The organism is Porticoccaceae bacterium LTM1, assembly GCA_030252795.1.
Classification (GTDB): Bacteria; Pseudomonadota; Gammaproteobacteria; order Pseudomonadales; family Porticoccaceae; genus SCSIO-12696.
Genome location: CP127080.1, coordinates 1,985,566 through 2,005,857, shown reverse-complemented (window position 1 = coordinate 2,005,857; position 20,292 = coordinate 1,985,566). Strand labels below are relative to the sequence as shown.

General features: G+C 49.3%; 26 protein-coding genes and 1 tRNA gene. 25 read left to right on the top strand and 2 right to left on the bottom strand.

From position 1 onward, the window contains the following. Positions 1–67: 67 nt before the first annotated feature. Positions 68–484: an HU family DNA-binding protein gene (locus QP938_08780; GenBank protein WIO73394.1), complete on the bottom strand. Its 417-nt coding sequence runs from the start codon at positions 482–484 to the stop codon at positions 68–70. 305 nt (positions 485–789) lie between these two features. Here QP938_08780 and QP938_08775 point away from each other — a divergent pair, with 305 nt between their 5' ends. From QP938_08775 to ruvC, 5 genes are all read left to right on the top strand, one after another. Continuing rightward, positions 790–1,014 (top strand): zinc ribbon domain-containing protein, encoded by a 225-nt coding sequence (locus QP938_08775; protein ID WIO73393.1) that lies wholly within the window; start codon positions 790–792, stop codon positions 1,012–1,014. A 53-nt stretch (positions 1,015–1,067) separates the two neighbouring features. Beyond that, positions 1,068–2,843, top strand: coding sequence for an aspartate--tRNA ligase (gene aspS / locus QP938_08770; protein ID WIO73392.1), 1,776 nt, complete (start codon positions 1,068–1,070; stop codon positions 2,841–2,843). A 145-nt stretch (positions 2,844–2,988) separates the two neighbouring features. Then, a complete protein-coding gene (locus QP938_08765) occupies positions 2,989–3,735 on the top strand; it encodes a YebC/PmpR family DNA-binding transcriptional regulator (protein WIO73391.1) in 747 nt (248 codons plus the stop codon). Positions 3,736–3,938: 203 nt separating this feature from the next. After that, positions 3,939–4,151, top strand: a complete 213-nt coding sequence (locus tag QP938_08760) for a hypothetical protein (protein ID WIO73390.1) — start codon at positions 3,939–3,941, stop codon at positions 4,149–4,151. 147 nt (positions 4,152–4,298) lie between these two features. Beyond that, on the top strand, positions 4,299–4,820 hold the full coding sequence (gene ruvC, locus QP938_08755; GenBank protein ID WIO73389.1) for a crossover junction endodeoxyribonuclease RuvC: 522 nt from the start codon (positions 4,299–4,301) through the stop codon (positions 4,818–4,820). A 342-nt stretch (positions 4,821–5,162) separates the two neighbouring features. Here the strand turns inward: ruvC and QP938_08750 are convergent, their stop codons facing one another. Next, on the bottom strand, positions 5,163–5,300 hold the full coding sequence (locus QP938_08750; protein ID WIO73388.1) for a hypothetical protein: 138 nt from the start codon (positions 5,298–5,300) through the stop codon (positions 5,163–5,165). 59 nt (positions 5,301–5,359) lie between these two features. Between QP938_08750 and ruvA the strand changes: the two genes are divergently transcribed. The 20 genes from ruvA (at position 5,360) to QP938_08650 (ending at position 19,952) form a co-directional block, all read left to right on the top strand. Then, entirely contained in the window at positions 5,360–5,965 is a 606-nt protein-coding gene (gene ruvA / locus QP938_08745) for a Holliday junction branch migration protein RuvA (GenBank protein WIO73387.1), read from the top strand. Positions 5,966–6,016: 51 nt separating this feature from the next. Next, positions 6,017–7,081 (top strand): Holliday junction branch migration DNA helicase RuvB, encoded by a 1,065-nt coding sequence (gene ruvB, locus QP938_08740; protein WIO73386.1) that lies wholly within the window; start codon positions 6,017–6,019, stop codon positions 7,079–7,081. A gap of 3 nt (positions 7,082–7,084) precedes the next feature. Further along, positions 7,085–7,486 carry a tol-pal system-associated acyl-CoA thioesterase gene (gene ybgC, locus QP938_08735; protein ID WIO73385.1) on the top strand — a complete coding sequence of 134 codons (402 nt, stop codon included), beginning with the start codon at positions 7,085–7,087 and terminating at the stop codon, positions 7,484–7,486. Between the two features lie 25 nt (positions 7,487–7,511). After that, positions 7,512–8,201 (top strand): protein TolQ, encoded by a 690-nt coding sequence (gene tolQ / locus QP938_08730; protein WIO73384.1) that lies wholly within the window; start codon positions 7,512–7,514, stop codon positions 8,199–8,201. Between the two features lie 24 nt (positions 8,202–8,225). After that, positions 8,226–8,648 (top strand): protein TolR, encoded by a 423-nt coding sequence (tolR, locus tag QP938_08725; GenBank protein ID WIO73383.1) that lies wholly within the window; start codon positions 8,226–8,228, stop codon positions 8,646–8,648. A gap of 33 nt (positions 8,649–8,681) precedes the next feature. After that, positions 8,682–9,440 carry a cell envelope integrity protein TolA gene (gene tolA / locus QP938_08720; GenBank protein WIO73382.1) on the top strand — a complete coding sequence of 253 codons (759 nt, stop codon included), beginning with the start codon at positions 8,682–8,684 and terminating at the stop codon, positions 9,438–9,440. A 13-nt stretch (positions 9,441–9,453) separates the two neighbouring features. Continuing rightward, positions 9,454–10,743 carry a Tol-Pal system beta propeller repeat protein TolB gene (gene tolB / locus QP938_08715; GenBank protein ID WIO73381.1) on the top strand — a complete coding sequence of 430 codons (1,290 nt, stop codon included), beginning with the start codon at positions 9,454–9,456 and terminating at the stop codon, positions 10,741–10,743. 101 nt (positions 10,744–10,844) lie between these two features. Next, positions 10,845–11,354 carry a peptidoglycan-associated lipoprotein Pal gene (gene pal / locus QP938_08710; GenBank protein WIO73380.1) on the top strand — a complete coding sequence of 170 codons (510 nt, stop codon included), beginning with the start codon at positions 10,845–10,847 and terminating at the stop codon, positions 11,352–11,354. A 136-nt stretch (positions 11,355–11,490) separates the two neighbouring features. Beyond that, positions 11,491–12,234, top strand: a complete 744-nt coding sequence (ybgF, locus tag QP938_08705) for a tol-pal system protein YbgF (protein ID WIO73379.1) — start codon at positions 11,491–11,493, stop codon at positions 12,232–12,234. Between the two features lie 85 nt (positions 12,235–12,319). Further along, positions 12,320–12,970: a 7-carboxy-7-deazaguanine synthase QueE gene (queE, locus tag QP938_08700; GenBank protein ID WIO73378.1), complete on the top strand. Its 651-nt coding sequence runs from the start codon at positions 12,320–12,322 to the stop codon at positions 12,968–12,970. Positions 12,971–13,010: 40 nt separating this feature from the next. Then, complete coding sequence (gene queC / locus QP938_08695; GenBank protein WIO73377.1) at positions 13,011–13,682, top strand: 7-cyano-7-deazaguanine synthase QueC; 672 nt, start codon at positions 13,011–13,013, stop codon at positions 13,680–13,682. A gap of 66 nt (positions 13,683–13,748) precedes the next feature. Then, a tRNA-Lys gene (locus QP938_08690) sits at positions 13,749–13,824 on the top strand. Between the two features lie 76 nt (positions 13,825–13,900). Further along, positions 13,901–15,058: a tyrosine-type recombinase/integrase gene (locus tag QP938_08685; GenBank protein ID WIO73376.1), complete on the top strand. Its 1,158-nt coding sequence runs from the start codon at positions 13,901–13,903 to the stop codon at positions 15,056–15,058. 283 nt (positions 15,059–15,341) lie between these two features. Further along, positions 15,342–15,644, top strand: a complete 303-nt coding sequence (locus QP938_08680; protein ID WIO73375.1) for a hypothetical protein — start codon at positions 15,342–15,344, stop codon at positions 15,642–15,644. 55 nt (positions 15,645–15,699) lie between these two features. Further along, positions 15,700–16,536 carry a hypothetical protein gene (locus tag QP938_08675; protein WIO73374.1) on the top strand — a complete coding sequence of 279 codons (837 nt, stop codon included), beginning with the start codon at positions 15,700–15,702 and terminating at the stop codon, positions 16,534–16,536. Positions 16,537–16,696: 160 nt separating this feature from the next. Continuing rightward, on the top strand, positions 16,697–16,939 hold the full coding sequence (locus QP938_08670) for a hypothetical protein (GenBank protein WIO73373.1): 243 nt from the start codon (positions 16,697–16,699) through the stop codon (positions 16,937–16,939). Between the two features lie 735 nt (positions 16,940–17,674). Then, positions 17,675–18,244 carry a tyrosine-type recombinase/integrase gene (locus tag QP938_08665; GenBank protein ID WIO73372.1) on the top strand — a complete coding sequence of 190 codons (570 nt, stop codon included), beginning with the start codon at positions 17,675–17,677 and terminating at the stop codon, positions 18,242–18,244. Continuing rightward, positions 18,245–18,970, top strand: coding sequence for a hypothetical protein (locus QP938_08660; GenBank protein ID WIO73371.1), 726 nt, complete (start codon positions 18,245–18,247; stop codon positions 18,968–18,970). A 119-nt stretch (positions 18,971–19,089) separates the two neighbouring features. Further along, positions 19,090–19,668: a recombinase family protein gene (locus QP938_08655; GenBank protein WIO73370.1), complete on the top strand. Its 579-nt coding sequence runs from the start codon at positions 19,090–19,092 to the stop codon at positions 19,666–19,668. Positions 19,669–19,700: 32 nt separating this feature from the next. Further along, positions 19,701–19,952: a hypothetical protein gene (locus QP938_08650; protein ID WIO73369.1), complete on the top strand. Its 252-nt coding sequence runs from the start codon at positions 19,701–19,703 to the stop codon at positions 19,950–19,952. The last annotated feature ends 340 nt before the right edge of the window (positions 19,953–20,292 follow it).

Genomic DNA, 20,292 nt, shown 5'->3' with positions numbered 1-20,292 from the left:
TGGATAGAGCCCTAAGGGCAAAAAAAAGGCCACCTCTCAAGGGTGGCCTTTTTTAAGTAACTCAGGATCAGGCGTTGGCCATGTCCTTCATTTTCTTCAGAGCCAGAACTTTTACGGAAGTAGAAGCTGGCTTGGCAGCGAACATGGTTTCTTCGCCGGTGAATGGGTTGATACCCTTGCGAGCTTTGCGAGCAGGCTTTTTAACGGTCTTGATTTTCATCAGGCCCGGCAGGGTGAATTCGCCAACAGCGCGCTTCTTGATGTGACGCTCAATCACAACACCCAGCTCGTCCAGAACGGCAGTAACCTGCTTCTTGTTCAGGCCGGTGTTATCAGCGATTTCGTTAAGAATTTGGGTCTTGGTGAATTTTTCTTTAACAGCAGTAGTCTTGCGAGCTGGAGCTGCTGCAGCCTTGGCGGCAGGCTTTTTGGCAGCTGGTTTTTTAGCGGCAGGCTTCTTTGCAGGTGCTTTTTTGGCGGCCATCTTGGATTCCTTCTGTGGTTGTTATTGACGATAGTAAACATCTTTATTGTGTGGCTAACGGCCTCCCCCAAGGGTCTAAACCGCCACCGACGCTATGTATATAGCATCTAATTGCCTTAGGCAACATGAAAACACTATAAAAACAGTGGAAAAACGCTATTTCTTACGTTTTTTACATCTGGCAGGCGTTAAATGAGCGGTGTATTCAGCATTGGCGGCCACTGGGGTATAATGCGGCGCTTTTGTATTCGCCGGACTGATGTTATTGGCCGGTCGAGTGGATTTGAAATTTATTTGGTGTTGGCATGCCTATCTACGAATACCGATGTGTCTCCTGTGGTCACGAACTGGAAGCGCTGCAAAAAATCAGTGATGCGGTGTTAACTGATTGTCCAGCCTGTTTAAAGGCTGACCTCAAAAAGCAGATTTCTGCATCCGGATTTCGTTTGACGGGTAGTGGTTGGTACGAAACAGACTTCAAAACCGGCAAAAAGAAAAACCTGGCTGGCGGTGACAGCAGCGAAGCATAGCTTCGTATCGCCAGACGTTGTCCCTAAACCCTTAAACTAAATAGGAATTGATTATGCGCACTGGTTATTGTGGCGCCTTAGACAAATCCAACATCGATGAAACAGTCACACTTTGTGGCTGGGTTGATCGTCGCCGTGACCACGGTGGAGTCATCTTCATCGACTTGCGTGACCGTGAAGGTATTGCGCAAGTGGTATTCGACCCCGACTGTGGGGAACACTTTACAAATGCGGAACGCCTGCGTAGTGAATACGTTATCCAGGTTACCGGTAAGGTGCGCGCTCGGGACAACAATGCTGTCAATCCCAATATGAAGACTGGCGAAATTGAGATCTTCGCCAGTCACCTGAACATTCTCAATAGCTCTGAAACGGTTCCATTCCCGCTGGATGAGCACCAAAAAGTTGGTGAAGATATTCGCCTCAAGTACCGCTATCTGGATCTGCGTCGCCCGGAGATGATGGGCAACCTGCAATTCCGCTCCAATGTAACCACAGCCGTTCGCCACTATCTGGCGCAGCGTGGTTTTATGGATGTGGAAACACCAATGCTGACTCGCGCTACGCCGGAAGGGGCGCGCGACTACCTGGTGCCGAGCCGTACTCATGAGCACAAGTTCTTTGCTCTGCCGCAATCGCCGCAGCTGTTTAAACAGCTGTTGATGATGTCCGGAGTCGATCGTTACTACCAGATCGTTAAGTGTTTCCGTGACGAAGACCTGCGTGCAGACCGTCAGCCTGAATTTACCCAGATTGATATGGAGTTTGCATTCGTCAATGAAGACGACATCATGCAGCTCAGCGAAGATATGATTCGCTCTGTATTCCGTGATGTAAAAGGTATTGAGCTGGGTGAATTCCCGCGCATGCCGTTCTCGGAAGCGATGGACAAATACGGTTCTGATAAACCGGATTTGCGTATTCCACTGGAGTTGGTGGAAATTGCTGACCTGGTGAAAGATGTGGAATTCAAGGTGTTTTCCGGTCCGGCCAACGATCCGAAAGGACGAGTGGCGGCACTGAAAGTACCGCAAGGTGGTGAGAAGCTGGCTCGCAAAAAAGTGGATTCTTACGGCAATTTTGTCGCCACTTATGGAGCCAAAGGCCTGGCGTGGATCAAGGTCAACGATCGCAGCGATCTGGAAAACGGTTTGCAGTCGCCGATTGTTAAGTTCCTGCCGATGGAAACCCGCGAGGCGATTCTTGATCGCCTGCAGGCTGAAAATGGCGACATCATTTTCTTCGGCGCAGACAAGGCTAAAGTTGTTTGCGATGCCATGGGTGCGTTGCGCTGCCAGCTGGGTGCCGATCTCGATCTGTACGATCGCGAATGGGCACCGTTGTGGGTTATTGACTTCCCTATGTTTGAAGAGCTCGACGATGGCGCATTGACACCATTGCACCACCCGTTTACTCAGGCTTCCTGCTCTCTGGAAGAACTGAAAGCCAATCCGGCAACTGCTCTGTCCCGTGCCTACGACATGGTGTTGAACGGTACCGAGTTGGGTGGTGGCTCCATTCGTATTTACAATCCGGAAATGCAGAGCGAAGTTCTCAGCATTCTTGGCATTGGCGAAGAGGAAGCGCGTGAGAAATTCGGCTTCCTGCTGGATGCACTGAAATTTGGCTGTCCTCCTCACGGTGGTATCGCCTTTGGTCTGGACAGGCTGATCATGTTGATGGTGGGCGCAAGTTCAATTCGTGATGTGATTGCATTCCCGAAAACCCAATCAGCTGCTTGTGTTATGACTGATGCGCCAGGTTTTGTGGACAATGCCCAGCTGCGTGAGCTGAATATTCGTCTTCGCGAGAAGGTTACAGAGGCGTAAGCCTGGAGTCGGACGTCTGAGGTCGGACGTCCGACGCTAAAATCAAGCACTGTCAGGTCGGCCTACATCTCGACCTGCAAAGTACAACATAAAAGCGTCAGACGTCCGACATCTGACGTCAGAACCAAAACCGGAGGTTTGGAATATGGCTGGTCATAGTAAATGGGCCAATATCAAGCACCGCAAGGCGGCTCAGGACGCCAAGCGTGGCAAGGTTTTTACCAAAATTATCCGTGAGCTGGTGGTAGCTGCCAAAACAGGTGGTCCGAACCCTGAGGACAACCCGGGTTTGCGAGCCTGTGTTGATAAGGCGCTCGCTGCCAACATGAAAAGAGACACCATCGACAAGGCTATTGCTCGTGGTGCTGGCACCGGTGATGATGCCAACTATGAAGCTGCTACCTACGAAGGTTACGGTGTTGGTGGTATCGCTGTGTATGTTGAGTGTCTGACCGACAACCGCAATCGAACCGTTGCCGAAGTTCGTCACGCTTTTAGCAAGCGCGGTGGAAATCTGGGTACTGATGGTTCGGTAGCCTACTTGTTCAGTAAAGTTGGCCAGCTCAACTTTGCACCTGGTGTTGATGAAGATGCAATCATGGAAGCAGCGCTGGAAGCCGGTGCTGAAGACATTGAAGTTAATGAAGACGGCTCTGTTGATGTTACCACTGCGTTTGAAGACTATTTGAGCGTAAAAGATGCCATGATTTCTGCTGGTTTCACTCCTGAAAATGCCGAATTAACCATGGTGGCCTCTACCATGGTTGAGCTGGATAAGGATGGTGCAGAGAAAATCATGGGTCTGGTCGACATGCTGGAAGACCTGGACGATGTTCAGAATGTTTACACCAATGCGGATATTCCAGAGTCTGTACTGGCGGAAATGGAGTAAGGGTTAGCAGACTATTGAAATTCTATCTGCGTTGCTCCTGCGGTGTTAAAAATGGGCTCAAATCGGTCATTTATTACAATAAATTCCCTCTTTTTGCCCATTTTTGCCTTGCAGTAGCTGCCTCGAAAACGAATTTCAACAGTCTGCTTTTCGGGTTTTGCCGAGCAAACCAGTGTTGAAACATTCACCAAAGGAAATGAACTATGAAAACTGTTAAGAAAGCAGCAGACTACACTGTCTACCAAAAGCGCAACGAGCGTTACGCGGTAAAAGGCGCTGACAATAAGTGGATCAACGGCGAAGAAAAAGCCAAGATCCTGCTGGCTGAAGAGCTGATCAAGCAATCTGTTGCCCAGGAAGCTCCTGCTGAAGAAGCAGCGGCTGAAGAGTCTGCAGAAGGCGAAACTGAAGAGTAAGTTACTCTTACTTTAAAGATTGGGGCGCCTCTGAAAAAGTGCATTTTGGGAGGCGCCCGTAGAAACAGGCGGCCATTGGCCGCCTGTTTTGTTCTGGAAGATTGCGGTACTCTTGTTCTACTTATAACAACTAACGTTTCCTGATCTATGACACGTATTCTTGGTATCGACCCTGGCTCCCGACGCACCGGTTTTGGTGTGATCGAAGTGGTGGGTGGCAAGGAGCTGTACGTGACCAGTGGTATTATCAAGTTGCCGGACAAAGCTTCGCTGCCGGAGCGATTAAAAATTATCTATGCGGGTGTCAGTGAGATCATTGAGGAAGCTCGACCAGATCTGATGGCGATTGAGGAGGTGTTTTTTGCGAAAGACCCTCGTGCGGCGCTCAAGCTCGGACAGGCGAGGGGAGCGGCGATTGTTGCCGGTATGAACGCTGGCCTGTCAGTTGGGGAGTATTCTGCGCGTACGGTTAAGCAGTCGGTTGTGGGAACCGGAGCCGCCACCAAGGATCAGGTGGGAGAGATGGTCAAATACCTGTTGAAGCTGGCGGCACGCCCCAAGGAGGATGCGGCAGATGCTTTGGCTGTTGCGCTTTGTCATGCCCACAGTAGCCGGACCCAGGCCAATCTGGCCGGGATCAATCGATATGCACGCGGCAGGATGAAGTAGCTATCATCGGTGTCATCCTGAGCGTAGCGAAGAATCCCTGTGTTTTTTCCTGAATGTAAGCGTTGAACCCGCTCAATCCACAGCCTGACAGGCCACTCCTCATGATACCCACAAATCGTCGTAACCTATCAGGCTGTGGATTGAGCTACTTTGGGACATTTAGTCTGGGTGGTGGCATTCCAACAGATTGATCATGTAGGGTGCGCCGTGCGCACCACTAACTAATCCCTTTGTCATCCTGAGAGCAGCGAAGGATCTCGGTTTTGTCTGCATCTTTTGGACCCGCTCAATCCACAACCTGACTGGCCACTCCTCATAATACCCACAAATCGTCGCGACCTGTCAGGCTGTGGCTTGAGCTGCTTTGGGTGTTCGGCTGCCAGGCTTTAAAGATGCAAATAAGTTGTTAAAAAGCTCTCCAAACACCGCCAGCAGCAGCTCCAGCCACCAATATTTCAAATATCTCCACCACTTTTCCATTTTATTTCCCCGGCAAATCCCTCAGACTACGCACCAGCTATAAAAATAAGGCGAAATAAGTGATCGGACGTCTCCAGGGGATTTTATTGGAAAAGCAGCCACCAGACCTGCTGGTGGATGTGCAGGGGGTTGGTTACGAGGTGCAGGCTTCGTTAACCACGTTTTTTCAGCTTCCTGCTGTCGGTGAGACAGTCACACTTTTTACCCATTTTGTGGTGCGTGAAGATGCACAGCTTTTATATGGCTTTGCGGATACTCGTGAGCGCGAGCTGTTTCGTACGCTGATTAAGGTTAATGGCGTTGGCCCCAAAATGGCTCTGGCGATTCTGTCCGGTATGAATGCTGACGAGTTTGTTCGCTGTGTGCAGCTGGATGATGTCAGTTCTTTGGTGAAATTACCGGGTGTAGGCAAGAAAACAGCAGAACGCCTGATTATTGAGATGCGTGATCGTCTCAGAGCCTGGGGTGTCGAAGGTGGTTCCGGTGGCGCTATTGCAACGGCACATATGACACCCAGCGTGACGGAAGAGGCGGAAAGTGCCCTGGTGGCATTGGGCTACAAACCCCAGGATGCGGCAAAAATGGTCAAGGCGGTGTATGTGCCCGATGACCAGCCCGGTTGTGAGACGCTTATCCGTTTGGCCCTGAAAAGTTTGGTAAAGTAGCGCGCTTATTTGATTGAGGCTGTTGCAGCCAATATAAGACGATAAATAACAATGATTGAAAAAGACCATCTGGTGGCTCCCGATAGATTGGTATCGGCGGAGCTGACACCCAGCGAAGAGCGAATTGACCGAGCCATCCGCCCGGTCAATCTGGCCGACTATGTCGGCCAGCCCGCTGTGCGTGAGCAGATGGAAATCTTTATCGGGGCCGCCAAAAAACGTTCTGAGCCTCTCGATCATACACTGGTATTTGGCCCACCCGGGCTTGGTAAAACCACCCTGGCTAATATCATCGCCAACGAGATGAAGGTGGACTTGAAAACCACGTCTGGTCCGGTGCTGGAAAAAGCCGGTGACCTGGCAGCGTTGATGACCAATCTGGAACCGGGTGATGTGCTGTTTATTGATGAAATCCATCGCCTGAGTCCGGTGGTGGAAGAGGTTCTCTATCCGGCTATGGAGGACTACCAACTCGATATCATTATCGGGGAAGGGCCGGCGGCTCGCTCCATCAAACTGGATCTGCCTCCTTTTACCTTGGTAGGAGCAACCACTCGCGCTGGTCTGTTAACTTCGCCTCTTCGCGATCGATTCGGTATTGTCCAGCGCCTGGAGTTTTACTCCGTTGAGGATCTGTCAACCATCGTGCAGCGATCAGCCGGTATCCTAGGCATGCAGATGGAAAGCTCTGGTGCTCTGGAAATTGCCCGTCGGGCTCGAGGTACTCCTCGTATTGCCAACCGCTTATTGCGTCGTGTTCGCGACTATGCTGATGTGAAAAACAACGGGGTAGTCACCGCAGAAATTGCTGATAGTGCACTCAATATGCTCAACGTGGATCAGTCCGGCTTTGATCATATGGATCGCCGCCTGCTGCTCACGATGATTGAAAAGTTTGATGGTGGTCCGGTGGGCGTAGACAGCCTTGCCGCTGCGATCAGTGAAGAGCGCGGAACCATTGAAGATGTGCTGGAGCCTTACCTGATTCAGCAGGGTTATCTGATGCGTACACCGCGTGGCCGAATGGTTACCCGGCTGGCATACCAACATTTTGGCCTGCAGGAGCCGGACTCGATAGCCCGTGCCCAGGATCCGCAATTGGGGTTGATGGACTGAGTCATGGCAAAGGAATTTAGCCTGCCACTGCGGGTCTACATTGAGGACACCGATGCCGGTGGCATTGTCTATTACGTCAATTACCTCAAGTTTATGGAGCGGGCGCGCACAGAAATGCTGCGTAGCTATGGATATGACAAGCCGGCTTTTTGGGCGGATAACCTGATGTTTGTGGTGCATTCGGTAGAAGTGAATTATCGCAAACCGGCACAATTGGATGACCAGCTGGACGTCACTGCTGACATTCACAAAGTTGGCAGAACCTATTTTGAAGTGGCGCAACAGATCAGGCGTAATGGTGAACTGTTGTGTGAAGGATTGGTAAAGGTGGCCAATGTCACCCGCGATACCATGAAACCCTCAGCATTGCCCGCTGACATGCGCCAGCTTTTACAACCAATATAATCAAACGGATTCAAGAGGAGCCACTGTGGCAGAGCAACTTTCGCTTTGGGAACTGATAAGTAACGCATCATTCTTAGTGCAGGTAGTGATGGTGCTGCTGTTTCTGGCATCGGTATTTTCCTGGATGATGATCGTCCAGCGCGGACTCTACTTACGTCAGGCTCATGGCCTGTTCAGAAAGTTTGAGCAGACATTCTGGTCCGGTGTGGATCTCAATGAGCTGTTTCGTGAAAGTAACGAAAAAGCCCAGAATAACGAAATGATGAGCGGCTCGGAGTCTGTATTTCGCGCCGGATTCAGGGAGTTTAATCGCCTGGCCCAGCGCGGCAGTACAGATCCGGAAGCGGTAATGGAAGGCACCGAACGTGCCATGCGTGTTGCACTCTCTCGTGAAGAGGAAAAGCTCAACACCAGCCTGCCATTTCTGGCCAGCGTTGCCTCAACCAGCCCGTATATCGGCCTGTTTGGTACCGTGTGGGGCATCATGCAGTCGTTCCGCGGTCTGGCAAATGTACAGCAAGCCACACTGGCGGTGGTAGCACCAGGTATTTCCGAGGCACTGATCGCTACGGCAATGGGGCTGTTTGCTGCTATCCCGGCAGTATTGGCTTTCAACCGTTACTCGGCACAATCGGAAAACCTGTTCAGCAGTTACCAGACTTTTGCAGAAGAGTTTTCCAGCATTTTGCACCGTCGCGTTCACAGCAAATCCTGATAGGGCAGACCTATGGCGATTCACATGAAAAAGCCAAAAAAGAAGCTGACGTCCGAGATCAACGTTGTGCCGTTGATCGACGTGATGCTGGTGCTGTTGATTGTGTTTATGGTGACTGCACCGCTGTTGATGCAGGGCGTAAAAGTTGAGCTTCCGGAAGCCAATTCCGTACCGCTGGAAGATCAGGAGCAGGATCCCCTGATCGTATCGGTAAAGGCGGATGGCAGCTACTGGTTTGAACTGGGTAACGACGGTCAGAAGAAAGAAGAGCTGGCTGTTATCAAGGATCGGGTGAGTAAGATTTTGCGCCAGCAACCGAAAACCCCGGTTCTGGTATGGGGCGATACCAAGGTTGAGTACGGCGTGGTGGTCCACTTGATGAGTGAATTGCAGGGCGCAGGTGCTCCCAGTGTCGGCCTGGTTACCGAGCCACCAAAAAATCGTTAAGTTAGACGTCAGTTCAGAAGTTGGGCGAGAGCTATGTTAGGTAAAGCGGGAAGCTATTCAGCAGCTACGTTATGCACCTTGGTGTTGCATGCGGGGCTGGTGTTTGTGGTTACCGCGAACTGGACTCCAGAGCGTGAGCATCGCAAAGCGGTTACCCCCAAGTATATTGACGCCAAACTGGTTGAGTTAAAGGCAAAAGAAGAGCCTAAAGCCAAGCCGAAAAAGCAGCCGGACAACCAAAAGAAAATACAGCAACAAAAAGAAGCAGAACGAAAAGCCGCTGAAGCTAAAAAGAAAGCACAAGCTGAAAAACGCCGCAAAGCGGAAGCTGAAAAAAAGCGTCAGGCCAAGATTAAACGCGAACGCGAAGAGGCCGAGAAAAAGCGTATTGCCGAAGAAAAAAAGCAGCAGGAATTAGAAAAACAGCGTAAGGAAGAGTTGCTCAGTGCGCTGGATGATGAGCAGGAATTTTTAATCGCCGAAAATGACGAGCAAATAGCTAATAGCTACCAGAATGTCATTCAGCAGAAAATTCAGAATAACTGGAGCAGGCCGCCCAGTGCCCGTCGCGATATGGAAGCGACGGTGGAAATACAGTTGGTACCTACCGGTCGAGTAGTTAGTGTGCGGATTATTAAATCCAGTGGTAATGATGCCTTTGACCGTTCGGTAGAGCAGGCTGTTCGAAAGGCCGATAGCTTTCCGGAGCTTAAAAAGATGGAGTCGAGAGTATTCGAGTCATACTTTCGTAACCTGCAACTGGTATTCCGTCCCGATGATTTGAGGTTATAAAAAAGTGAAATTTTTGAGACAGATTTTTATTGCGTTGCTGGGAGCCTGTGCGCTGATCAGTAACAGCTTTGCGGGCCTGACAATTGAAATTACCCAGGGGATTGATCAGCCAACTAAAATTGCCATTGCGCCGATCGCCTGGCGCGGTGCGGCACTGCCTGAGGATATCAGTGCAATTGTTGCCGCAGACCTGGATCGCAGTGGTCTTTTCCAATCGATTCCTCAGTCCGACATGCTCTCCTTTCCGGCAACAGCCAGGGATGTGCGTTATCGGGACTGGAGTATTCTGGGGGCGGAATACCTGGTGGTCGGTAAGGTTGAACCACAGGGTGAGAGTGGTCTTCGATTGACTTACAGCCTGGTGAATATCACCAGCCAAAAAGAGGTGTTTACTCGCGCTGTTAACGGTAATGCCAAGGTGGTGCGTAGCATGGCGCACTTTGTTAGCGATAACGTCTATGAGGCAATCACTGGTATCCCCGGAGCGTTTTCAACGCAGCTGCTTTACATTACTTCTACACCAACCGGTCCGGGACAGTATATTTACCGATTGATGCGCTCCGATGTGGATGGTGCCAACGAAATTCAGTTGGTTCAGTCCAAAGAGCCGCTCATGTCGCCTAGCTGGGCGCCGGATGGTAAGAAAATTGTTTACGTATCCTTTGAAAGTGGTCGTCCTGCTATTTACAGCCAGGAGATAAATACCGGTAAGCGGGAAAAACTCACCAGCTTCCGTGGAATTAACAGTGCACCGGCCTGGTCGCCGGATGGTAGCAAGCTGGCATTGACCTTGTCTAAAGACGGAAATCCGGAAATCTATCTGTTTGATTTGCAGACGCGCCAATTCAAAAGATTGACTCACCACTTTGCCATTGACACCGAACCCACCTGGATGCCGGACAGTAATACGTTGCTGTTCACTTCCGATCGGGGAGGCAGTCCACAAATCTATAAATTGGCTATTGCTAGTGGTAAAGTGCAACGTTTAACGTTCCGGGGCAATTACAACGCCCGTGGACAGTTGGCTCCGGATGGCCGCACTTTAGTGATGGTGCATCGGGATAATGGCAGCTTTCACATCGCGTCACAGGACCTTGTAACCGGTGATTTGCGAGTGTTGACCAGAACTGATCTGGATGAATCGCCAACAGTGGCTCCCAACGGAGCCATGGTTATGTACGCTACCAAGCGTGCAGGCAAGGGTATCCTTGCTGCTGTGTCGCTTGATGCCGGAGTGAAGTTTCTATTGCCGGCCAGAGATGGGGATGTACGGGAGCCTTCGTGGTCCCCTTTCTTACGGTAGGCCGCCTTGGCAAAGCGGAACAGGCACAGGTGTTATGTGCAGGTGATAGCCAAAAAATTGATTAACTTTATTATTTATAAAAACTCACAGGAGAAGAGGAAATGCAACAACAAACACTGAAACTGGGCATGATTGGCGCACTGCTGTCATTGGCACTGGTTGGCTGTTCAACAACTGATACCGAAGAGCAAACTGTTGGTGCTGAAGAAACCGTTGAAACTACAGAGCCAGTATCCATTGGTACCGGTGCTGAAGAGTCTGTAGTAGAAGTGGAAACCGATCCGCTGGCAGGCGTAGACACCGTATTCTACTTTGAATTCGACAAGTCCCTGCTCAAACCTGAAGCTCGTGCTGCACTGATGCTGCACGCTGAAGTGCTGAAAAACAACCCGCGTCAGGTTCGCCTGGAAGGTCACGCTGACGAGCGCGGCACTCGCGAGTACAACATCGCCCTGGGCGAGCGTCGTGCCGAGTCTGTACGTGGCTTCCTGATGCAACAAGGCGTTGACGGTCGTTACCTGGAAGTAATCAGCTACGGCGAAGAGCGTCCGGCAGCGATGGGCAGCACTGAAGAGTCTATGGCTCTGAACCGTCGTGTTGAGCTGAAGTAATGCTCTTGTCGCTCTTTTTGAGCGATTTGTAATAAAATAACGCGCAATCCCCACAGGGTTGCGCGTTTTTTTATGTATCCCGGCGAAAAACCGGGATCGAGTTGTCCATAGAAGAGATAAATAAGGGAGCCCCGCCATGAAATACCGACTGATGCTGTTGCTGCTGGGTGCAGCTGTTTCCAACGCCGCTTTGGCAAGTAGCCGTGCCCCGGTGGAAGAGTTGGAAGTTGCCACAGAGAAAGCCAAGCCAGCCAACCAGGCGGCTAATCAGCAGGCCGGTGAGCTCTATTATCAGATGCAGGTTCTCCAGGAAGAGGTCCGTCAGCTGCGCGGCATGATCGAGGAGATGTCCTACGAGATGAAGCAGCTTAAACAGCGTCAGATGGACGACTACATGGATCTTGATCGTCGTATCAGCGGTTCAGCTCAGTCATCGGGCAATCCCCAGTCCGTGGGCCAGAATGCAGGTGTTCCGGCTGGTAATGCCTCTGCGCTGCTGCCCGTTTCCAGCGATGCTGAAAAGAATCACTACAGCAATGCCTACCAATTGTTGCGTGACAAGCACTGGGACAAAGCCGTTGCCGCTTTCAATGAGCACATTCAGCAGTACCCCAATGGCCAGTACACATCCAATGCGCACTACTGGCTGGGTGAGGTTTACCTGTCCAAGGCTGAGCTGGAGAAGTCCCGCGATTCATTTGCGATGGTGGTAAATAACTTCCCGACCAGCCGCAAAGCGCCGGATGCTGCTTACAAGCTGGCCACGGTTTATCACCAACTGGGCGATGCGGCGAAAGCCAGAGAGCTTCTGGAGAAAGTAGCTGCTGGTAATTCAAAAGCTGCGCAGCTCGCCAAACAGTATCTACAGGATAGTCTGTAAGGATTGCAACTACTCGGGCACTGTTTCATTGAGCTGATGAAACAGTGCTTTTTTGATACACTGCGGCTTTTCATAAGCCGTCTCCATGAACCAGCTCAGTCTTCGTATCACCGAAATCTTCTATTCCCTGCAGGGTGAAACCAGTACCACGGGTCTGCCTACGGTATTTGTGCGCCTGACAGGCTGCCCGTTGCGTTGTCACTACTGTGATACCGAGTATGCTTTCTATGGCGGTGAAAAACGCAGCTTGGAAGATATTCTTGCCGAAGTGGACAGTTATGGTGCCCGTTACATCACAGTAACCGGTGGCGAACCCCTCGCCCAGCCCAACTGTATTCCTCTGTTGGAGGCACTTTGCGACAAAGGTTATGTCGTTTCCCTGGAAACCAGTGGCGCCATGCCGGTGGATAAGGTTGACCCCAGAGTGGTCAAGATTCTTGACCTCAAAACACCGGCTTCCGGCGAGGTGGGGCGCAATCGCTATGAGAACATACCATTGCTGTTGCCTCACGACGAGGTGAAGTTTGTGATCTGCGACCGCAATGATTATGAGTGGACGCGCATGAAAATTGATGAGCTCGGCTTGTTGGGCAAGGCGAAAGAGGTGCTGTTGTCACCCAGCCAGGGGCAGCTGAGCCCAACAGAGTTGGCGGACTGGATTATTGAAGACCGCCTGCCGGTGCGTTTCCAGACCCAGTTGCACAAACTGTTGTGGAAAGATGAGCCTGGTCATTGAACTAGTGTAAACAGGCCAGAGGTTGGAAATAGGAATAGAAATGAGTAAAAGAGCTGTTGTGCTGGTATCCGGTGGTTTGGACTCCACCACGGTATTGGCTATTGCCCGTCAGCAGGGTTACGAGTGTTACACCCTGAGTTTTGATTATGGGCAGAAAACCCATTCGGAGCTTGCTGCCGCCGAGCGCTGCTCACGCCAGCTGGGTGCTGTCGAGCACAAGGTGGTGTCACTGGATCTGCGCACTATTGGTGGCTCGGCACTGACCGATGACGCTATCGAGGTCCCTGAGCACGAAACAGATGGAATCCCGGTAACCTATGTTCCGGCCCGCAATACCGTATTTCTGTCGATTGCATTGGGCTGGGCAGAGGTGCTTGGCGCTAACGATATCTTCCTGGGTGTGAATGCAGTGGACTACTCCGGATACCCGGATTGTCGGCCAGAATTTGTGGCGGCGTTTGAGCGACTTGCCAATCTGGCTACCAAAGCAGGGGTTGAAGGGCAGAAGTTGACCGTCCATGCACCGCTGATGACCTTGCGCAAGGATGAGATCGTTAAGCTGGGTACTGAATTGGGCGTAAATTACGCTGAAACAGTCTCCTGCTACCAGGCAACTGAAGATGGTTCAGCCTGTGGTAAATGCGATAGCTGCCGCCTTCGTCGTGAGGGGTTTGAGCAGGCGGGCCTTGCTGATCCCACTCGGTATAAATAACTGTCATAAAGTGGCAAAAAAGGGGTTGATCTTTCAGTTTTTGCCAGTATCATACGCACCTCCTTCGGGTCGTTAGCTCAGTTGGTAGAGCAGTTGGCTTTTAACCAATTGGTCATAGGTTCGAATCCTATACGACCCACCATTTTCAGCTTAGTAGCCTTTCTTAAGTGTCCGATTCGTGTCCTCTTGTGGACTCGGAGAAGACTTAAGGAGGCTCTATGCGCTTTACTGAAAAGTCTGTTGCATCCCTGACACCTCGGGCCACGGCCTACACAATCCGCGAGAAAAACTCCAAAGGTTTTACGCTGCGGGTGCATCCTTCAGGAACCAAGACGTTCTACTACGAGCGAGTCCACTTAGGTAAAAAGCGGCGTACTCGTCTAGGCAGCTTTCCCACGACCTCCGTTAAAGAGGCTCGCACTCACTTTCAAATCCTTTCGAATACACCTGAGTTCAAGCTTGAAGAACAAGCCGGGCAGGAGCTTCTCGTTCCGCTGGTCCGTAAGTTTCTCAAAGCGAAGAAAGCTATAGGTTGCTCAGCGAAAACCCTAACCAACTACCAGAATTATTTAGACCTCTTCATCGAAGACCACGGAGGCAGAAAGAAAGCCTCTGTGTCTGACCTCACGACTCTCAATGTTCAACGCATCCACGTATTCCTCACAGAGGAGGAGGGTAAACCCACCACGGCTAACCGAGTCAAAGAAACACTGAGTAGTTTCTGCACTTGGCTCGTAAGGACAGGACGAATGTCACAAAATCCCTGCTTGGGACTTAAAGGGAACCGAGAGCAGGTCCGCAAGGACTACCTGAACAAGACCCACCTGACACAGCTGGTCAAGGCTGTAGGTAAATCCGCAGCACACCCCGATACACTTCACGCCGTTAAAATCATTCTCCAGACTGGTTGTCGAATCTCTGAAGTATGCGAGATGCAACGCCATGAGTTGAATCTACAGGAGAGGGCCTGGGTAATCCCGGCGTCTCGCAATAAGTCAAACCGAGAGCATCTCGTATGGCTTCCTGAATGGCTTTGTACGCTGCTAGAGGAACACCTCGCTACACACAGTAGTCTCTACGTCCTCAACGCTAGGTCCGGTGCTACAGGCTACCTAAGTCATTTCACGGTCCGCCAAGCGTTAGAACGCCTGTGTAAAACCGCAGGAATCCCCCGCACAAGGCCGCATGACCTGCGGAGGACTGTAGGTACTATCCTGGCTCAACTTGGGTTTCCACGGGAGATGCGTAAGCGTTACCTGAACCACGCAGAAGAGGGGGTTACCGACATCCACTACAACGCCTACGACTACTTCCCTGAGAATAAAGAGATGGCTGAGGCTGTGGCGGGATACCTGCGGGACTGCGGCTTGAATTAAAAAGGCCGAACTTAGGAGCATAAGACCTCACACTATAGGTAACACCAGTGGAGAAACTGTAGGTTGACCTAATGACAGCGCTAAGTTTCTCCTTTAGATTGTAAACCTACTACTAACTTTTCACTCACCAGCTTAACTGCTGGTGGGTTTCTTTTGGCCTGAATTAAAATAATGTATGGCCTCGATATGCAGTCGACAGTAGAGTCTAGCCAAGAGATGCGTGATGCAATAGACTCCCTGTACTTATGAAGGGTCTTCATGTAATCAGATAAAAGGAATTTGAATGAATAAGTTCGTTTCTCTCTTCTTCTCATTGTTGTTCTCTCAGGCAATACTTGCCAATGACCTTGATACAGTCAAAAAAGATCTTAAACGTGCCGTTCCTCTGTCAAATAAACTTGAAGTGAAAACCATTAAGGAGACCAAAGAGGGCGAGTACGCTATTTTCAGTGGAAAATATAGTACCCCGCTTACCGATAGAACTGGCAATCACATTCCCTATAAAGCTTTTTACAAGAAGGGGAAACTCTATAAGATTGAATTCTTTGACGATCCAAGTGACGTTGTGTACGGGAAGGACCTTTAGTTGCAATAACCCTTCACTCTTAATGTAAATGGAATAAATAAGGACTCTACTTCGCATGGCAGCGGAAAAACGCCTCTACGACCTTCCTCGCTTTTGGTTGGCTATTCTTATTCCAATCTTTCTATGGCTGTTGACATCTATCGTTATCTGGGCGAATGACGGCCAGTGGTGGGCGTGGAAGTGGGATAGTGAGGGTTATAAAAATTACTGGGAGATGTACAAGCTTCCTTTGGCGATGTTGGCGTTGATATTTCCTGCTGTTGGACTTGCGGCGGCTACCCACCGGTCTGAACAGATGGCTACTAATATTAGCCTTCAACGTTCGCAAAATACTCTTTCGAATTATTATCAGCATCGACGAGAATTCTGTGAATATATCTCTGTATTCGAGTCAGAAGATGGATTTGATAAGTCCAAAATATCACCACTTTGCAAGTTGGATAGTTATATAGTTTTTCCATCTCCTGTTTCTGATGAGATGAAGTACCGGTATAAGGTTTTCGATAATTTAAATTCTGGACTCGGGATTAAAGCTCATGGATTGCTATTTCCAGGGGCGCTAGAGGGTGACTTGATTTTAGATGAAAAGCTTATGTTGGAGCTAACCGCAGAATGGACTGAAGTTAAAGAGTGGATACATCATGTCATTAAGGGAAGGTGGGATTATGTTTCAGAACAAATGAGACTCAATGAGTTGTACGATAGTGTGTGTAGTCGTATGGACATGTTTTTAGTTAAGCCTGACACGTGGCTTGGTATGCTGTCCAATATAGAGTTTACATTTCAGTATTTAGGGTATGCAGCTAACTTCCATTCGCCACAGCGTTTCTTTAGTTTGATGTCTGAGGAGGACCTGAAGAAGTTTCCTTTTCAAGAGGTTGTAAACCCCTGAAGAAAGCATAGAAAAAATTCCGTGAACCCTTTCTATTCAATCCCGCACTTCCTGCGTATTTAAAGGGGGTGGGGGGCAATTGGTCTGGAAATAGGACTCATGCCTCGATAGGATTTATTTATCTAAAACCGTTTCCTTTTGTTTGTTACAGGGAGTTGTAATGGAAGTTCTTGAACACTACCTACCAATGATTTACCTCGGGCTTGGCCTACTGGCGCTCTGGTTGATTCAGCAGCGTTGGCTCTGGCTTATGGTCTTGGGGTTGGGTGGACTTGCATCCTGCTTTGCAATGCTCGCAAGTATCATTCACTTCCAGATACTAGCGGCACTCGGGTTGTTTGTTCTGATGGTTGTCTTGTGGTCGATTGGCTGGAAGATTCTGGAAGACAGTGACTACGTATAACTAGGAGACGGATGCTTTTGGATGGTGCTATAGTGTCCGCCTCAGCACTGGAGGAGTTGCTTGGAGTTCACCTACAAATCACTTGTAGCACTTCAGCCCAGGCGCAAGATATATACGGTCAGAGACATCAAGACACCCGGTCTTGTGCTTAGGGTTATGCCTGGGGGAGTTAAGACTTTCTATTTTCACAAGGAAATTAGTTTCCAAAAGTGTAATCAACCTCAAAACTGTAAGTATTCTAAGAGGCTCTACGTCAACTTGGGGCGATTCCCCGAGGTCTCTTTATTAGAGGCTCGACGCAAGATACAGCATATACTCAACGAGTATACTGATGGTCAGTCTGTTGCCTCTAATAGGGCTTGGTTTCCCTCAATGCCTCCTATCCAGTTTGGTGAGGACGACAAGAGGTACCTAAGTCTTCCGGATCTACAAGACAACTTCATTAAACACCAGCAGTTATTAGGCAGATCAGAGAACACACTTAAAGGCTATCAGCGTCACTTTTTTTATTTCAATGACTCTCTAGGCGAAGCTCACCCCCAGCTCTCATCTTTATCCAAGCAGAGTATTCGACAGTGCCTATTGTCGTACTACCAGCGAGAGCGTTACGTCAGTGGAAACAGAGTAGTGAAGAGCCTCTCGACCTTTTGCTCGTGGCTCATGGAAATGGACTTGGCGGATTCCAATCCTTGCCGAGGAATCCGACTAAGGTCTGAATACAAGGCTCCTATCGCAATGAGTCGGCTGGAAGCTCATACATTATTGAGGCACCTTTGCAATAGTGAAGCTGATAACGCCACTATTGATGCGATTAAGTTAATCATGCAGACCGGCTGTCGAGTAACTGAAGTATGCACTATTGAAGTAAGCGACCTACGTCCCCTAGATCAAAGCTGGTTGATTCCAGCAGGGAAAAACAAGGGGGGAAGAGAGCATGTTTTGTGGTTGCCAGAGTCGCTGTATAGGATGCTTTGTAGAAGGGCTGCGGTTGTTGAGAGTGGCTATTTATTTCGTTCGCCCACTGACCCCGCCAAGCACCTGGCTGATTCAACCATTCGGCAAGCAATGAAGAGGTTCTGTCAGCAGTTGGAGATGCCGCACTACTCTCCACATAAGCTTCGTACCACAGTCAATACTATATTGGCGAAGGCTGGATATGGGGAGGAGTTGAGAGCTAAATATTTGAATCATAGGTGCGGAGGTGTAAACAATTTCCATTACAATGCGTATGATTATTTTTATGAAAAACGTGAAATGGCTGAAGTTATTTGGTCGTTTTACATTTCCGAAAAGACAAATGAATAGATGAAAAAAAGCGTTATGGATAATGAATCGCTCAAAACTCTAGCTCACCTAATAGTTGACCAGCAATTTTCTGAAAATATGAAGTTCTATCTCATGTATGGAGGGTTGCTATTGCTTGTTACATTTGGGGGTGGGTGGTTGGCATCTTACGTTGGGACGCGTGGCAAGCTGCATGCACTTCAGGTTGACCAACAGAAGATTTTACGGCAGCTGGAGGCAACAACTCGAACTACTGAGAATATTAAAGCAGAAATTGACCACGAATTTTGGTGGGAGAAAGAGAGAGTTAAGCTTCAGAGGGAAAGGTTGGAGCAATTAGTGGAAAGTGTAAGTGCAGAAAGTGTTGGTCTGATTAATATGATTGCGGCTGCACAAAATTTAGAATTTAGAAGTACTGTTGAAATCGAGAGTGCTTTAAGGACATCTTCTATTTGTACTCTATATTTCCCCACCTTGAAAAGCTCTGCTGAAGTATATTTTGAGAAGGTTGTAAAAGCACATATAGCTTTTCGGCAGATGGGTAGATTGTTTGAAGCTCGAAAGTCTGATATTCAGAAAGAGGTTTTGACTAGAGAAGAGGTTCAGTTAAGAATTGATTCCTCAGTTGAAGAGGTGACTAAAAAGCGTAATGAGTTTGTTGAATTAGTCACTCAGACAAATGAATTGGGTGGCGCCTTGATTTCTAAGGCCGCGAGCTTGATGGAATCATTGATACCCTCATCTTAGTAAATCTCATAAAGTAAACCTTCTGAAACATTTTTAGCCCTACGGGGCTATCAGGGGTTGCAGTGTCTCATAATATGTCTTACATTGCGGTTCTCATGATGCTAAGGAGATGTGAGACATTGAGTCACGGACAGAAGGTCGGGTACGCAAGGGTCAGTTCATACGGGCAGAGTTTGGAAGTCCAGCTTGAAAAACTGAACGAGTACGGGTGCGATGAGATATTTCAGGAAAAGCGCTCAGGGAAACGTGCAGATACGCGCCCGGCTCTACAGGAGTGCTTGAAGTATGTCAGGCCGGGCGAGTCTTTGGTTGTCTGTAAGTTAGACCGACTGGCACGCAGCGTTGCGGACCTGCACAAAATCGTCGAGCAGCTCGAAAGTAAGAAGGCCACTCTTAAAGTTCTGGACCAAGAGATAGATACCAGTACGTCTACCGGAAAGCTGATGTTCAACATGCTTGGGGCTATCGCGGAGTTTGAAAATGACCTCAGACATGAGCGTCAGATGGAAGGGATTGCTAAGGCCAAATCAAAGGGTGTCCAGTTCGGTGCCAAACCAAAGCTATCTGATGATGAAATAGGCCGACTACGGGCTGAGGTAGCCAAGGGGGAGCGCTCGAAGTCTGAGATAGCCAAGGAGTTTAAGATTGGTCGAGCCAGTCTTTATCGTTATCTCAACACTGACACCAGCGAACAGTAATCAAATATCGAGACCACAAGGAGAATAGCTGTATGTGTAAATACGAAATCGAAGTGGCAGAGGCCGCTGAGTTTGTTGAAGGGATGACCTACGCTGAGCTTAAAGGTGAATACCTGAAGATGGCTAGAACTGAAATCCAGCAGCACTACGAGATAGCGAGGCTGGAGTCCGATCTTGAGGAGATTGGTAACTTTATGAGCCGCTATCCAGATGTTGAAGAAGCGTATAGTAACATGGTGTTCGACCAGATAACCAAAGCGCAACAAGCCGCTGCTTTTAATTGAGCTAGGTCGTGGGGAGGGGGCAATGGCCGAAGGTGTTCACAAGCGGTGTAGAAAAGCCCAACTTTAGAAGCTCCCTCACGGGATGCTAAAAAGGCGGAATATTAGAGAACCCCCAAAACGTTTATTACATAAAAGCGAAATCTGATGGAAAAATTAAAAGGCCGCTGGGGGTGACTCCGGCGGTTTTCTTGTGTCAGGGACCAGCAAGAATAAGACTAAATGTAGGGGGGGGAGAGGCCACAGAAAATTAACCATTAGCCAGTTTCGAAAAATCGTTATAAATCAATAAGATATAAAAACACGGAATACCAGAGAATAAGCCGACACAAAATCAGCTCAA

Excerpts from the sequence above, each read along its gene's own strand:
- ybgC (WIO73385.1), top strand. The coding sequence starts at position 7,085 with ATGGCAAAGGAATTTAGCCTGCCACTGCGGGTCTACATTGAGGACACC.
- pal (WIO73380.1), top strand. The coding sequence starts at position 10,845 with ATGCAACAACAAACACTGAAACTGGGCATGATTGGCGCACTGCTGTCA.
- QP938_08775 (WIO73393.1), top strand. The coding sequence starts at position 790 with ATGCCTATCTACGAATACCGATGTGTCTCCTGTGGTCACGAACTGGAA.
- QP938_08650 (WIO73369.1), top strand. The coding sequence starts at position 19,701 with ATGTGTAAATACGAAATCGAAGTGGCAGAGGCCGCTGAGTTTGTTGAA.
- QP938_08660 (WIO73371.1), top strand. The coding sequence starts at position 18,245 with ATGAAAAAAAGCGTTATGGATAATGAATCGCTCAAAACTCTAGCTCAC.
- ruvC (WIO73389.1), top strand. The coding sequence starts at position 4,299 with ATGACACGTATTCTTGGTATCGACCCTGGCTCCCGACGCACCGGTTTT.
- QP938_08765 (WIO73391.1), top strand. The coding sequence starts at position 2,989 with ATGGCTGGTCATAGTAAATGGGCCAATATCAAGCACCGCAAGGCGGCT.
- tolR (WIO73383.1), top strand. The coding sequence starts at position 8,226 with ATGAAAAAGCCAAAAAAGAAGCTGACGTCCGAGATCAACGTTGTGCCG.
- QP938_08665 (WIO73372.1), top strand. The coding sequence starts at position 17,675 with ATGAGTCGGCTGGAAGCTCATACATTATTGAGGCACCTTTGCAATAGT.
- QP938_08680 (WIO73375.1), top strand. The coding sequence starts at position 15,342 with ATGAATAAGTTCGTTTCTCTCTTCTTCTCATTGTTGTTCTCTCAGGCA.
- QP938_08670 (WIO73373.1), top strand. The coding sequence starts at position 16,697 with ATGGAAGTTCTTGAACACTACCTACCAATGATTTACCTCGGGCTTGGC.
- QP938_08685 (WIO73376.1), top strand. The coding sequence starts at position 13,901 with ATGCGCTTTACTGAAAAGTCTGTTGCATCCCTGACACCTCGGGCCACG.
- queE (WIO73378.1), top strand. The coding sequence starts at position 12,320 with ATGAACCAGCTCAGTCTTCGTATCACCGAAATCTTCTATTCCCTGCAG.
- QP938_08675 (WIO73374.1), top strand. The coding sequence starts at position 15,700 with ATGGCAGCGGAAAAACGCCTCTACGACCTTCCTCGCTTTTGGTTGGCT.
- ybgF (WIO73379.1), top strand. The coding sequence starts at position 11,491 with ATGAAATACCGACTGATGCTGTTGCTGCTGGGTGCAGCTGTTTCCAAC.
- QP938_08750 (WIO73388.1), bottom strand. The coding sequence starts at position 5,300 with ATGGAAAAGTGGTGGAGATATTTGAAATATTGGTGGCTGGAGCTGCTG.
- tolA (WIO73382.1), top strand. The coding sequence starts at position 8,682 with ATGTTAGGTAAAGCGGGAAGCTATTCAGCAGCTACGTTATGCACCTTG.
- queC (WIO73377.1), top strand. The coding sequence starts at position 13,011 with ATGAGTAAAAGAGCTGTTGTGCTGGTATCCGGTGGTTTGGACTCCACC.
- aspS (WIO73392.1), top strand. The coding sequence starts at position 1,068 with ATGCGCACTGGTTATTGTGGCGCCTTAGACAAATCCAACATCGATGAA.
- ruvB (WIO73386.1), top strand. The coding sequence starts at position 6,017 with ATGATTGAAAAAGACCATCTGGTGGCTCCCGATAGATTGGTATCGGCG.
- QP938_08760 (WIO73390.1), top strand. The coding sequence starts at position 3,939 with ATGAAAACTGTTAAGAAAGCAGCAGACTACACTGTCTACCAAAAGCGC.
- QP938_08780 (WIO73394.1), bottom strand. The coding sequence starts at position 484 with ATGGCCGCCAAAAAAGCACCTGCAAAGAAGCCTGCCGCTAAAAAACCA.